Raw genomic sequence first — 14,651 nt, forward strand, 5'->3', positions numbered from 1 at the left:
AAAAAAGCGGCAGTATATTGCCGCTTTTTTATTTAATGAAGGTATACTTTTGCCTGATTTTTAATCAGCTATATACTTCCTTACGGTATAATACCCGTTGTTTAGTATGGTAAGTTAAGGATTACAGCGTAAACGATGAGGATGATATTTCGCTATTAAACTGTAATAGTTTCGATCTTATGGCGTTAACATGATTAGTTGCGAGTCAAAGATGAGTCGTAATGATGTATAGGTAGGGATTACGTTAGCTGAGTTATTTGGAGTCAACGATAATGCAGTTCAGTTGGTTATTCATGCTTGTTTTATTGAGTATTAGTAGTGGTTTTTTATTCGGTTTCGCAGCTTATAAGCATGGATTAGCAGTAAAGCGGTGGGGATGTGTCGGTTGTATATTAGGTCCACTGACTTACCCATTGTTTAGTACTCACAAACGCTTGGCTGATATGAAAGTACGGCGACATGGCCGTTTTAGAATAGAAGGCTAAATTCATTTTAGTTTGCTATATCAAAATTCAAATTCAAATTCAAAACAACAAAAAAGGAGCTTATGCTCCTTTTTTTATGGCTGATGGTTAATCATCAGTATCTAACAAATTACTTCCACCAAGCTCTGGCTTGGATAACTTCAAGGTGATTTAAACCTTCAGGCAATTTTACTTTTTTACGAGCTGGTTTTGCTAAACCAAGTGCTATTTTTAGAGAAGTAAACATAGGGTACTCCTTAAGCTGTTTGGGTATTCAGCAGTTTAACGCCTGGGATTTTAGCTGTTTGGGTGTTGAGTAGTTTAACGCCCGGGATTTTAGCTGTTTGGGTGTTGAGCAGTTTAACGCCTAGGATTTTAGCTGTTTGGGTGTTAAGCAGTTTAACGCCCGGGATTTTGGCTGTTTGGGTATTCAGCAGTTTAACGCCCGGGATTTTGGCTGTTTGAGTGTTGAGCAGTTTAACGCCCGGGATTTTAGCTGTTTGGGTGTTAAGCAGTTTAACGCCCGGGATTTTAGCTGTTTGAGTGTTGAGCAGTTTAACCCCCGGGATTTTGGCTGTTTGGGTGTTGAGCAGTTTAACGCCCGGGATTTTGGCTGTTTGGGTGTTAAGCAGTTTAACGCCCGGGATTTTAGCTGTTTGGGTGTTGAGCAGTTTAACGCCCGGGATTTTGGCTGTTTGGGTGTTGAGCAGTTTAACGCCCGGGATTTTAGCTGTTTGGGTGTCAAATACATTAACATTGCAGGTATGAGCGGCTTCGGCCATAGGACTATTTACCATTGAATAGCCATTGAATGATAATGCCGATAAAACCGTAACTGTAATTATTCCTTTAATCATTTTAATCTCTCTTATATTTTGTAATTGAAGCTCAGGGTTAAATAACAATATTATTTTGACAACTGAACTTGTATTAGCATTTGTCATGCCAAATATAAGAGGTGAGTATTTATTTTTTCATTAAGGTACCGTTTAATGCTTCAAATTTAACTTTGTCTGCAGTGAGCATTAACTCAAAGTCAGCTTCTCTAATAGGCTTGCTATAAATATAACCTTGAATTTCTTCACAATTAAGTGCTTTTAATATATTGAGTTGTGCAGTTTGTTCTACGCCTTCACCTACCACTGTCAGTCCCATATTGTGGGCTATAGTAATAATAGAATCGACCATCTTCAGATCTCGGTCTGACTTATCTATGTCATCAACAAAGGTTTTATCGATTTTTAAGCAATTAATGGGGAATCGTTTTAGATATGATAAAGAGGAATAACCTGTCCCAAAGTCGTCTAAAGCAAGGCTGACGCCCATTTTCGCCAATTGCTGCATCACTTTAATGGCTTGTTCGGGATCTTTAATCACAGTCCCTTCAGTGATTTCAAGCTCTAAGTGTTTAGCGGGTAACTTTGTGAGTCGTAAAATTGACTCTATTCGTTGCTGTAAATCGGGCAGAGCAAATTGTCTTGACGATAAGTTGACAGCTACTCGGCCAGTAAACAATCCTAGTTCCAGCCATTTCTGCGCAGCAAAACACGCTTTTCGCAAGACGACATCACCAATTTCAACGATTAACCCATTTTCTTCGGCAAGTGGGATAAATTCATTCGGTCCAATCAGGCCTAATTTAGGATGATTTAACCTCACTAATGCTTCCATTCCGTTAAGACGATCTTTCTTAACGTCGATTTTGGGTTGGTAATAAACTTCAAACAAATCGTCTTTGAGTGCTTCTCTGATTAAACTTTCGATTTCAAGCTGACGTAAAGCATTTTGGTTTAATGACTCTGAATAGAATTGATAGCGGTTGCCACCACCTGATTTAGCGTGATACATGGCGATATCCGCTTTGCGTAACAATGCTTGTTCGTTTTGTTCATCTTCAGGATAAAGCACAATGCCGATACTAATACCTAGCACCAGAGAGTCATTATTAAGAGTGAAAGCTGGCTTTAGACAATTTATCACTTGGGTTGCAATGGCTGCACATGATCCGATATCAGGGTGTTGATCGACGAGTAAAGCGAATTCATCACCGCCTAGACGGTATAAGCTAGCATGTTTTGGAATGGCTAACTTAATACGTTCTGCAACACCAATTAATAAGTCATCACCAATTTGATGGCCTAATGAGTCATTAATTCGTTTGAAATTATCTAAATCAAGAACCATCAAGGTGTGATGAACATCTTTTTTAACCAAGTTACTGAGTGTCACTTGCAAGCTGGAACGATTGGGTAGACCTGTAAGCAAATCATTGTTGGTGAGTTTTCTGAGCTCTTCTTCTTGCTGCTTACGACGGGTTATATCGGAAAATACGCCAACATAATGACTGGTTTCACCTTGTTCATTGTATATAGCGTCAATGGTCAGTTCCATTAAGAAATAGCTGTCTTTACCTTTACTCGCTTCAATTTCACCGCTCCAACGACCTTGCTGCTTTAACAAGTTTCTTATTTGTTCAGAATAACTGACGGGATAACGACTGAAATGGAGTATTTCATTCGCAAATTTTTCTTTTGTTGAAGCAGCTAGTTCGCAACAGGCATTATTGACTTCAACAAACTGATATTTCTCATTGAGAATAAACATTCCTTCTGAAATATTTTCAATTGCTCTAGCGAATAAACGAAGTTGTTCTTCTGCTTGCTTAATATTATTGATATCTTTAATGGTGCCCGTCATTCGAAGCGGGACATCTTTTTGATCGCGTTCAACTATCTTGGCTCTGTCTAAAATCCAGATCCACTGTTGGTTGCGCGCTTTAACGCGATAAGCTATTTCGAAGTGATCGGTTAGCGCATTGAAATGATCATTTAGCGCCCTTGTCACACGATCTCTATCGAGAGGGTGGATATTACTTTCTTCATCAGGATTACCCGAGCGACGACCGTCTTGAGGGAAGTCTAAAGAGCCCCATATATTAGAACGGTAGATTTTTCCACTTTCAATATCCCAGTCCCACATTTCATCGCCACTGCCCCATAAAGACAATTTTAAGCGCTCTTCACTCTGGGCAATTTTCTTTTGGATTTTTCTGCGATGTATTGTTGATCTGATAATTAAAGTAATGATAATTATAATGATGGCAGTATAGATTCCTATCGCTACATTTGATAACCACCATGGTGGAGTTACTAATATTTTAATATTTCTTTCATTAGTCTCTTTGCCGGAAGAACGATTTTTTGCGTAGATTTTGAAATTATATTGCCCAGGAGATAAATTGGTATAGGTTACGGAATTATTACCTTCAGTTGATAACCATGTCTTTTCCAAGTCTTCTAAATAATAAAAAAATTCAAAATCTTCATTGCTCTCTCCTAATATATTAAATTTTATAGTGAACGGATAGTCTGAATAGCGTAATGAAAGTTTTTCAATATAATTAAGTGGTTCTTTTAATACTTCTGAACCTATCTCTACCGGAGAATTAAATAGTAAAAGTTCTTCAAAGTTTATTTTGTTGCTTGGTTCTTTTTCTAATGTTGATATTATCTCAATTGGATTAATTAGAAGCATACCATCAGGGCTTCCAAGTATTATTTCTTGCCCCACATTTAGTGTTGCTTGTGTATTGTAATCATCAAAAGAGCCATTTCCAGCATTCAAAATATATTGTTTATTTTTATTAAGGTCTAATAATATTACTTCTCTACTTGAAGCAATTGTAAGAGTGTCTTCAATGCTTGTTATTGAATAAATTATTTTTTTTCTATCTATTACTTTTGTTATATTTTCATTTTTTAATAAATAAACTGAATTTTTTGTCCCAAAAAATATACTATTTTTATTTTTTGTTAAGTTGAATACAAAATCTTGATTAAATATATTTGTATATACACCATTATTATACTTTATCAAGCCGCTTTGCGATGCTATCCATAAAGTTTGTTTGTCGAGTAAGGTATCGTATATAGGGAATCCCGTCTTTGTATCTAAAAGGGTGATTATTTCTCCTTTAAGATTAAGTTTGTATATTTTGCCATCAAAAGTAGAAGCGAAAAGAAAATTATTGTGTTTTTTAATATTAAAAATAATATCTGTAAGTATTTTTTTTTCTTCTTTGGTTGTACTATTTATTAGTGTTAGACCATCAGATGAACCAATGAATAAATTATCACCAATAGATATTATCGATTTAGGTCCATGATTAAGGTTGTTGACCTCAACAGTATTTGATATTGATTTATTATATCGATAAATATTACTTTTATTGTTAGCAATAAGTATACCTGCATCAATATTAGCCATAGACCAAATGTTTTTTTCTGGAGTATTTATTCTTTTTAGATAGTTTCTATTTTGTGATATGTCAAAGTAACCATCAACATAGTTCGAAATATAAATGTGATTTTTGTTTTGCGAAAGAATAATGTTATTTAATCTTTCTTTTTTTAAATCTATAGTCCCAATTTTTTTAGTTTCTAACTTTCTGTTGGTGAAGGTTAATTCGTATAGATGGTTTTCAGACAATCCAATTGCATATTTTGAATAAAAAGTAGCCGATGAACTTAAAGCCTTAACTTTAAGGTTTGATAGTAATACACCGTCATTGATAAGATAGATACCGTCATTAGTGGCAGCTATTAAGCTGTCTTCCATAGCTACTATATCATTAGTAGAGCTTAATATTTTTGTAACATTTTGGTTTTTAAATTCAAAAACATCTCCATCAAAATTCCTAATAAATAATGATTCTTTGAGTTCTATTATTTTTTTTATCTCTTTTAATTCATTGTTATTAATGTCTAACATTATGTTGTTAGTCGTGTTGGAATAAGTGATAATTCTATTTTCTAGACCAATTATCACTCCTTCTTTCCGTTTCGAAAGTGACCAAATTGTTTGTTTACCAATTAAGTCTGATATTTCACTTTTAACAAATCTCTCAGTGTTTCTATTATACGATACAAGGCCTTTATCTGTGCCGACTACTAATGTGCCATTATCATCTATGAGTAAGTTGCGAATAAATGAACTAGGGAGTGAACCTTCGTTTTCTTCTGCATAGAATTGCTTGAATTCATTACCGTCGAAACGATTTAATCCATTGATAGTTCCAACCCAAACGTAACCCTCTGGATCTTCTACTATGGCCGTTACTGTGTCCTGGGATAGACCATCAGCAACACCATAATTAGTGTAGTTTAGTAGTAGATCGAAATTTGATTCAGTGTCATCAGCTTCAATGGCCGTAGCGCCAAAACTAAAAATAAAATAAAAACAGATAAAGAGTAAAATTTTAGGCATAGATTTATACTTATTCTCTTTTGATGCCGCAAAGAAGTTCATGAATTGTCTACTTTTTCAGAAAGCGGGGCCTTTGTCAAAAGCATGTTAACAAAAAAGGTGTGATTGGTAGAATATTACACAATTATCGCCGTAATATTTGTTTATAGTTATTTTTTAATCAATTAGTTATGTAATACTAAGGTTTTATTTAGTCGCCTGTACTGTTAACTGTGGTTGAGATATTTTGTTAACCTAATTATGATTCATTTAGCTTTATATTATGTAGACCTTTAAACGTCGATACTGATTAAAATTGAAATTTATCAGCTTGGTGTTTGAAGGTTTTTAAGTCGACTATCATGTTGTCTGAACGTAGACTTGTTTGACTGTGATGTTGTTCACCACTGTTAAACAATACTAAACGGTCACAATCTCTGCTGCGCATGTGAGCCACCATAAACTTTATCAAGTGAGCTCTGGTGAGCTTTTCGACTTCCGCGACGACCATTTCACGTTGATTAAATCCATAATCGCGGTTTCCTAAGCTCACCCAATAACGTTGGCTGCGTGTTTTTAGATTGGTATCGTGTTCCATAATTTGACTTATCATACCTTGCTTAGTGCTTTCCCATTGTTCATTGGTTATTTGCATAACGGCATAATTAAAGTCGGCAATGAATTCGTCTATTGCTTCAAGCAGTTGTCTTGGACCTGTAGTAGGGGACTGCACATAAAAAATCATCCCAGGATGTCGGTTTAACGGTAAATAACCTGTCCCAACCATGTAGCCTAATTGTTGTTTAGTGCGTAACTCATGAAAAAAGGTAGATGACATTGTATGGTTTAATAAACTGAATAACGCCACACGTTCTGGTGTTGCCATCCGAGACTGATAATAAACAATAATCGCACTATCTTGATGGGAAATGGTTTTTTCGCGAAGCAGTGAGCCTCTTTTATCGAGATTGATAAGTTCACGGGAGGATTCTGCACTTGGTTTGGTGACTAATGACAGTAGATGTTGCAAACGCTTGCCGAGTTGTTGCGCTTCTTCAACCAGCCAATCTCCGTATACCAAACCTTCGAGGTAAACCTTTTTGTAAAATGCGCTGACATGATTATGTAAATCATCAAGTGTTAGTAGGGTGAGCTCTTCAGCCATTCTTGCTGGCTCAAAACTTCTTTTTTGCAGCGACACCGTTAAACTAGTAAATAATTGTGATATTGGTTTAGCTTGAGCAACATTATTCCAACTGCGCAATATCTGATTTTTAATCATGTTAAAGCGCTGTTCGGTAAAGTTTCGCTCTCGGGCTTTGTTAATAATCAGGGTGAGGAGTTTTTCTTGATTTCCGGTAAAACCGGTTAAATGCAGGGTAATGCCGCCTTGGTGGGGGTAAATATTGTAGTTAAGGCCAGCAACCTCTGCTTGGTATGTTGGTTCTGTCAGATAATCGATAAGCATTTCAACGTACAGCCTTGTTAATGCTGCTTGTCTAGGGGTTGAGCTCGCTTGATCTGAGTCTAACGATAAGTATAAATGTCCTTTAGGAACATTGAATTCATCATCTTTTTTATGCCAAATACGGTAACCTTCACCTTCTGCAACAATAGTGGGTACAGGAGTATCGCTTTTGTCTGCCCGAGCTTGCGGGTTGGCGACAATAAACGGATTTCTTTCTGGAAGTTGAAGTGAATCTCTTACCGTCACGGAAGACCATTTTGCTATTTGTTGAGGTTGTAATGATCTCACTTGATATGGAGTGTCGTACCATTTAGCTTGAGTATCGACTTGCGATTCTTTTGCTACTGTAAGTAAGCGCATATTGGTTGTCGACATCATAGACAGTAGCTGTATTGTTTCATCTTCAAGCATTTCATCCATGCGATAGTCGCCATAAATAATGTCTTCAATATCGTAATGGTGCATGTTGATGCTGAGATGACTCGCTAAATCCAAGGTTTTGATTTGTTCTTGGAATCGAAACGCTGTGTCAAGTAAATTGGCTCGCTCTTGGTAACGCCAGGCTTGTACACCTTGCTGCTTAATCAGTTCAATGTATTCAAATACACAAGTTACCACTTCATCAAGCTCTGCAAATCCTTTGTCGGTTAATTGTATGCTGATTGAATAATCTTTGAAATTGTAACCATTAACCCCACCGCCAGCAGATAAGTTATTAGCGAGTCCCTGCACTTTTAAATAGGACAGTAAACTCCCCGGACTTTCATTACCGAGCAAATGGCTGATAAAGGTGAGTGGTTTACGCTTATAAAATTGATCTATCTCTGGCAGAGAAAAGCAAATACTGACTCGCTTTTGATCTTTCAAAGGTACAATTTGTATATGCTTTTGTCGTTGGTCCTTCGTTATCATTGCTTCTTGAGGATAGTGTTTACTTACATTTCTATTAATAATATCTGAGAAATATTTTTTTACGATGGTGTCTAGCTCTGCAATAGGGCTTGGGGCGACAACACACAATGTCATGATATTGGCACTGTAATGTTGTTGATAAAAAGCCAGCAATTCATCCCGAATGTCTGCTTGTTTACCCGCTAAGGTTGTTTGGTTGCCGACAGAGAACTTTGAAAATGGATGTTTTGGATTAACGGTTTCTTTTTGAACCTGGTAAACACGGCGAATATCATCTTTTAACTTTAAGCTAAATTCAGATTCGATTGCCTGCCTTTCACGATCAACTAACTCTAAGTCAAACTTTGCGGCAATGAAAAATTGGCTGAATCGGTCTAATGAACCTTCTAAGGCTTCAGCATTAATACTATAGAAAAAGTTAGTTTGTTCTGTGCCTGTCCAAGCATTATTACTGCCACCATGTTGATTAATATAAGCGTGGTACTCACCTGAATCTGGATACTTCTCGGTGCCTAAAAATAACATGTGCTCAAGGAAGTGCGCCATACCAGGCCGTTCAACAGGATCGTCAAAATGACCAACACTCACAGCCATCGATGCGGCGGCTTGATTTGATTGCATGTCTTCAACTAATAACACTCGAAGTTGATTGTTCAACACTCGATATTGGTATTGGCGATGGTCATTTTGGCTTTTATAAACAGCTGGAAATTCAGGCAAGAGGAGACTCCAGAAAAGATAACTTGTTATATATTGATCTTGTTATTACTTTTTAGCAAATTACCTTAGCCTGTTTTATTCAATTATCGACTAAAGTTTATCTAAATATACCCAATTCTAGGTTTGTTGTTGTGCTGATTAACGCTACAATTGGTTAAGAATGATAATAAAAACATCACGAGAGAAGTATGCAGCTATTTTTGATGCGCCATGGTGAAGCGAGTTTTGATGCACTGTCAGATAGGGAACGAAAGTTAACTGATACAGGCCGTATTCAAACTGGTTATATGGCCAATTGGTTAGCAAAACAGGTCAGCCATTTTGATTTGGTGATTGTGAGTCCTTATTTACGTGCGCAGCAAACGTGGCAAGAAGTCAGTAAACATTTATCGGAACCCCGTAAGTGGTTAGTGCTTGATGATGTGACTCCCTCGGGTGATGCCAAAATGGCGATAGATGTTGTGTTGGCTTATGCCGATCAATATAAAGCAGATAAGGTATTGGTTATTGCACATATGCCTATTTTAGGTTTTATGGTTAGCGAGCTTGTGGCGGGGGTTGAGCCTCCTTTGTTTGCTACCTCTGCTGTGGCTCAAATAGACAAACATACGCAGAATGCGAGTTTTGTCGCAATGACGGCACCACATCAAGTTGTTGTGTAATAGCAATAGCGTGTTGAATAACACCAGTTTATAAAAAGGTAAGTGATTACTTACCTTGTTACTGTCCGCGCTTATTTCCTCGAATTAACGTCGGTGAGGCAGCTCACCAATATCAATTAATACCAATAATGCTGCATCGCCGCCCCATTCTTTTGGCGCTTGGTGAAATGCTTTTACGTTAGGGTGTTGCGCTAACCACATTGGTGTTTGTTGTTTTAAAATCCCCATTCCGTAGCCGTGCATCACGCAGCAACAAATCGTGTTTTGCTTAACGCATGCTTGGATAAGTGCGGCTAATTCAAGTTTGGCTTCTGCTTGACGCATACCGTGTAAATCAAGCAACAGGTCAGGAGAATAGTCACCACGTCTTAAGCGCTTTAATTCATGCTTATCTGTGCTGGTATTAATCCAACGCATAGGGCCATCAACCGGCAGAAGCGGCTGATATGTATCCGAAAAATAGCTATCAGCATGGAGCTGCTGTTCTTTTATTTCGAACTGTTGTTTGGCTTTGACAGGCTGTTTAAAGTGGTGAGTATCTTGCCTTAGCGGTTTGATACCTTCGATTAATGCACTAAACAGCGATAAGTCTGGATAATTATCGTCTTTCATGGGCGTATTGTATTGAATTCTAGGTCATCTTAATAGACATCAGTTACAATAGCGCAGAACAATTTTTAAGGAGTGTGTTTTGGATAAGATCTTTGTAGATGAAGCTGTCACTGAGTTACGTACTATAGCTGATATGTTACGTTGGGCTGTCAGCCGTTTTAATGATGCCAATATTTATTATGGTCACGGAACGGATAATGCTTGGGACGAAGCCATTGCATTGGTTTTTGATGCTCTACACTTACCAGAAGATATCGGTCAGCAGGTTATTTTAAGTAATTTAACCAGCAGCGAAAAACATAAAATCGTTGAATTGATTATTCGCCGTGTACGTGAACGTTTACCGGTACCGTATTTGACCAATAAAGCCAAATTTGCAGGGCTTGAATTTTATGTAGATGAACGCGTACTTGTACCGCGTTCGCCGATTGCCGAAATGATCAATAATCAGTTTAGCCCATGGTTATATAACAAACCGGTTAATCGTATTATGGATTTATGTACTGGCAGTGCTTGTATTGCCATTGCTTGTGCTTATGCGTTTGAAGATGCCGAAGTTGACGCATTAGATATTAGTGAGGACGCACTTGAAGTCGCGCAGATTAATATTGAGTCTTTGGGCGTGTTGGATCGTGTTTTCCCAATGCAATCCGATTTATTCTCGGCGATTCCAAAAGGCCAGCATTACGACTTAATTGTGTCTAACCCTCCATATGTAGATGCACAAGATATTGGTGATATGCCTGAAGAGTATCATCACGAACCTGCTATTGGGTTAGCATCTGGCAATGATGGCTTAGATTTAACCAAGCGTATCTTAGCCAATGCAGCTGATTATTTAACAGAAACGGGTTTACTGGTCGTTGAAGTTGGTAATTCAATGGTTCATTTGATTGAGCAATATCCTGATATGCCGTTTACTTGGGTTGATTTTGAATTTGGCGGTGATGGCGTGTTTGTATTAACCCGTGATCAGCTAGTTGAAAATGAATCACTTTTCGCCATCTATAAAGATAGTGAATAATAGCGACAAGAATCACACTCAATGAAGTGAATAATTAATAAAGGTAGTTAACGCGCATGTCAGGAAATAGTATTGGTCAAAATTTTGTAGTTACAACATTTGGTGAAAGCCATGGTGTTGCTCTAGGTTGTATCATTGATGGTTGTCCTCCTGGATTGGAGCTAACTGTTGAAGATATGCAACATGATTTAGACCGACGTCGTCCTGGCACGTCACGTTACACAACGGCACGCCGTGAAGCTGATGAAGTAAGAATTTTGTCAGGAGTGTTTGAAGGTAAAACCACAGGCACCTCTATTGGTTTGTTGATTGAGAATACCGATCAACGTAGCCAAGACTATTCAGATATTAAAGACACGTTTCGCCCTGGTCATGCAGATTATACCTACCAACAAAAGTATGGCATGCGTGATTACCGTGGCGGCGGGCGCTCGTCTGCACGCGAAACGGCAATGCGAGTTGCCGCTGGTGCGGTAGCAAAAAAATATCTCAAGCAAGTTCACGGCATTGAAATTCATGGATACCTTGCTCAGTTAGGACCTATTAGCGCTGACACTATTGATTTGACTCAAATTGAGCAAAATGCATTTTTCTTCCCTGATGCGAGTAAACTAGAAGCGTTAGATGAGTACATGCGTGGTTTACGTAAGTCTGGTGACTCAATAGGCGCCAAAATTACCGTTGCAGCTACTGGTGTTCCGGTGGGATTAGGCGAACCAGTATTTGATCGTCTTGATGCCGACATAGCGCATGCGTTAATGGGCATCAATGCAGTTAAAGGCGTTGAAATTGGTGATGGCTTTGGCGTTGTTACTCAAAAAGGTTCTGAAGGTCGTGATTTAATGTCACCACAAGGTTTTGCATCTAATCATGCTGGTGGTGTATTGGGTGGTATTTCATCTGGTCAACCTGTTGTGGCCCATATTGCGCTAAAACCTACTTCGAGCATTAGCGTACCAGGTCAAAGTATGACTGTGCAGGGCGAAACAATCGATATGATCACCAAAGGTCGTCATGATCCTTGCGTGGGTATTCGCGCTGTGCCTATTGCCGAAGCGATGTTAGCAATTGTATTGATGGATCACTTATTAAGACATCGTGCGCAAAACCAAGATGTTACTAGTCAAACACCCGTTATCGGAATGCGATAATGTCCTCATTGAAACGCGCTGAACCAGATTTACGCTGGCTCAGCGCCTGTTATTTCTTTTTCTTTTCTATTCTTGGCATCATGGTTCCCTATTTGGGGGTTTTCTTTGATAGCCGAGGTTTCAATGCCCAAGAGATAGGTTTTTTGTTGGCCATTTTAATGGCCACTCGAATTGTCGCGCCAAATGTATGGGCGGCTGTAGCCGATCGCACCGGTATGCGTTCAGAATTGATAAAGCTTGGCTCCTTTGCTGCTGCGATTACCTACATCAGTTTTTTCTTTGATGGTAGCTTCATGTACCTTGCGGTTAGTTTGGCCATATATACTTTCTTTTGGAATTCCATTCTTGCTCAGTTAGAAGTGATTACGCTAGAAACTCTGGGTGATAAAGCAGATCGTTATGGTGCCATTCGGAGTTGGGGCAGTGTTGGCTATATTATTTTGGTGATAAGTGGTGGATTAGCGATTGATCACTGGGGCCCAGAAGTGTTGCCTTATATGGGAATGATATTGTTTTTAGGTTTGTTTGCTTGCTCATTACCTCTACCTGCTAATCGCAGTGTTGTAGTCAATAAAGCGGAGCGTCCTAAACTGACATTTGATAAATCATTAGTATGGTTTATGTTATCTGCAATGTTACTGCAGATGAGCGTCGGACCATTTTATGGTTTTTTTGTATTGTATCTAAAGCAGGTTGGTTACTCTGAGACCATCGCTGGAATGTTAGTTGCTTTGGGTGTGTTAGCCGAAATTATTATTTTCTTTTATTCATCACGTCTTATTCGTCAATACGGTATTCGAGTATTGCTTGTGGTGAGCATTCTGTTAACCGCCGTTCGTTGGTTACTATTGGCTTTTGGTGTTGAACACGTTTCCTTATTGGTTATTAGCCAACTATTACATGCTTTCACTTTTGGTTTAGTCCATGCAGCTTCAATCCATTTTATTCATCGTCATTTTTCCATCAGCCATCGAAGTACTGGCCAAGCACTATATGCCAGTGTCAGCTTTGGTGTGGGTGGCGCATTAGGCACATGGATCAGTGGCATGATTTGGGGTGATGGTAGTAGCACTATGTGGGTGTGGGTCTTTGCTGCCGCTTGTGCTTTTTTATCTATGATAGCGGTATTGCTTATCCCCAATATTAATGGCCAACCAGCGACTAATCCATAATTGGTTCAATAGATAATTTAGTTACTTTTCATTTTTGACACAGAAGTTATGCTATCAGCAAGGAGTTAGTGTGAAACGTTTTCGCTTAGGTGTAATCATTAATCCATTAGCTGGCCTCGGAGGCAGTGTTGCTTTAAAAGGTTCTGATGGTGTTGCCGTAGAAGCTATTGCAAAAGGGGCTATTCCCAAAGCACAGATGCGAATGCAACAAGCTCTGAATGTGATTTTACCTTTCATCAAACAAATCGATATTATTACTGCATCTGGTGATATGGGCGGGAGCTTATGTCGTCAAATGGGCTTTTCGACTCAAGATATATATACCACGTTAGAAACCACTTCAACTGAAACAACTGCAATAGACACTCAACAAGCGGTGAAATGCTTACTCGGTCATCAATTAGATTTGTTACTGTTTGCTGGTGGTGATGGTACTGCCCGTGATATTTATACCGTGGTTGATGACTCATTTCCAGTGTTAGGCGTGCCAGCCGGTGTTAAAATTCACTCGGGTGTTTATGGCATAACCCCGCATGCTTCAGGGCTAGTTGTCAGTATGTTACTCAAAGGTGAGTTAGTGAGCTTAATGTCTGCCGATGTCATGGATATTGATGAGACTGCGTTTAGGCAGGGGATTGTAAAAGCGAAACGATTTGGTGAAATGACGGTTCCTGCTGCGCCACGATATATACAAGCAGTGAAAATGGGTGGTAAAGAAGTTGATGAATTAGTGTTGGCCGATATTGCTGCAGATGTGATTGAATCGATGGACGATGAGCTTTATATCATGGGTTCAGGTAGCACTGTAGCGGCAGTAATGGAGGACCTTGGTTTAGAAAATACTTTGCTTGGTGTCGATGTTATTCAGCATAAAAGTGTGATTGCTAAGGATGTTACCGCACAACAATTACTCGCATTTATCGCCGATAAAAAAAGGTATTCTAGTGTCAAATTAGTGATTACCTTGATCGGTGGGCAAGGGCATATATTGGGTCGAGGCAATCAGCAGTTGTCACCAGAACTGATCCGGCAGCTAGAAAAAGACAATATTTTAATCCTGGCCACAAAAACTAAACTAAAAGCACTTGAAGGTAGACCATTAATTGTGGATAGTGGCGACCCTGAATTAGATAAAGCGCTTACTGGCTATTACAAAATAGTCACGGGTTACCATGATTACGTGATGTATAAAGTAGCCAACCCAGATTTAGTGGAGAATTAG

The 14,651-nt window shown here is 38.7% G+C and carries 10 protein-coding genes; 6 read left to right on the forward strand and 4 right to left on the reverse strand.

Annotation, left to right across the window (positions count from 1 at the left end):
* Positions 1-272 precede the first annotated feature (272 nt).
* Positions 273-485 (forward strand): hypothetical protein, encoded by a 213-nt coding sequence (locus H5181_RS14095; RefSeq protein WP_011638124.1) that lies wholly within the window; start codon positions 273-275, stop codon positions 483-485.
* Positions 486-721: 236 nt separating this feature from the next.
* On the opposite strand, the gene H5181_RS14100 is transcribed toward H5181_RS14095, so the two are convergent.
* From H5181_RS14100 to H5181_RS14110, 3 genes are all read right to left on the reverse strand, one after another.
* On the reverse strand, positions 722-1,321 hold the full coding sequence (locus tag H5181_RS14100; protein ID WP_182751338.1) for a hypothetical protein: 600 nt from the start codon (positions 1,319-1,321) through the stop codon (positions 722-724).
* A 109-nt stretch (positions 1,322-1,430) separates the two neighbouring features.
* Positions 1,431-5,771: an EAL domain-containing protein gene (locus tag H5181_RS14105; RefSeq protein WP_182751339.1), complete on the reverse strand. Its 4,341-nt coding sequence runs from the start codon at positions 5,769-5,771 to the stop codon at positions 1,431-1,433.
* 247 nt (positions 5,772-6,018) lie between these two features.
* Positions 6,019-8,808, reverse strand: a complete 2,790-nt coding sequence (locus H5181_RS14110; RefSeq protein ID WP_182751340.1) for an insulinase family protein — start codon at positions 8,806-8,808, stop codon at positions 6,019-6,021.
* A 188-nt stretch (positions 8,809-8,996) separates the two neighbouring features.
* Here H5181_RS14110 and sixA point away from each other — a divergent pair, with 188 nt between their 5' ends.
* Positions 8,997-9,470, forward strand: coding sequence for a phosphohistidine phosphatase SixA (gene sixA, locus H5181_RS14115; protein WP_011638119.1), 474 nt, complete (start codon positions 8,997-8,999; stop codon positions 9,468-9,470).
* 84 nt (positions 9,471-9,554) lie between these two features.
* Here sixA and smrB read toward each other — a convergent pair whose 3' ends face one another.
* The gene (gene smrB / locus H5181_RS14120) at positions 9,555-10,082 is read right to left on the reverse strand and encodes an endonuclease SmrB (protein ID WP_102037301.1); all 528 of its coding nucleotides are present in this window, start codon (positions 10,080-10,082) and stop codon (positions 9,555-9,557) included.
* Positions 10,083-10,161: 79 nt separating this feature from the next.
* On the opposite strand from smrB, the gene prmB reads away from it, so the two are divergent.
* From prmB to H5181_RS14140, 4 genes are all read left to right on the forward strand, one after another.
* Entirely contained in the window at positions 10,162-11,106 is a 945-nt protein-coding gene (gene prmB, locus H5181_RS14125) for a 50S ribosomal protein L3 N(5)-glutamine methyltransferase (RefSeq protein WP_123778538.1), read from the forward strand.
* A 56-nt stretch (positions 11,107-11,162) separates the two neighbouring features.
* Positions 11,163-12,257 carry a chorismate synthase gene (gene aroC / locus H5181_RS14130; RefSeq protein ID WP_059744462.1) on the forward strand — a complete coding sequence of 365 codons (1,095 nt, stop codon included), beginning with the start codon at positions 11,163-11,165 and terminating at the stop codon, positions 12,255-12,257.
* Positions 12,257-13,429 carry an MFS transporter gene (locus H5181_RS14135; RefSeq protein WP_123882918.1) on the forward strand — a complete coding sequence of 391 codons (1,173 nt, stop codon included), beginning with the start codon at positions 12,257-12,259 and terminating at the stop codon, positions 13,427-13,429. The genes aroC and H5181_RS14135 overlap by 1 nt, the downstream gene beginning before the upstream one ends.
* Before the next feature lie 70 nt (positions 13,430-13,499).
* Positions 13,500-14,651: an ATP-NAD kinase family protein gene (locus tag H5181_RS14140; protein ID WP_182751341.1), complete on the forward strand. Its 1,152-nt coding sequence runs from the start codon at positions 13,500-13,502 to the stop codon at positions 14,649-14,651.

This window comes from Shewanella sp. SG44-2, from assembly GCF_014164215.1.
Classification (GTDB): Bacteria; Pseudomonadota; Gammaproteobacteria; order Enterobacterales; family Shewanellaceae; genus Shewanella; species Shewanella frigidimarina.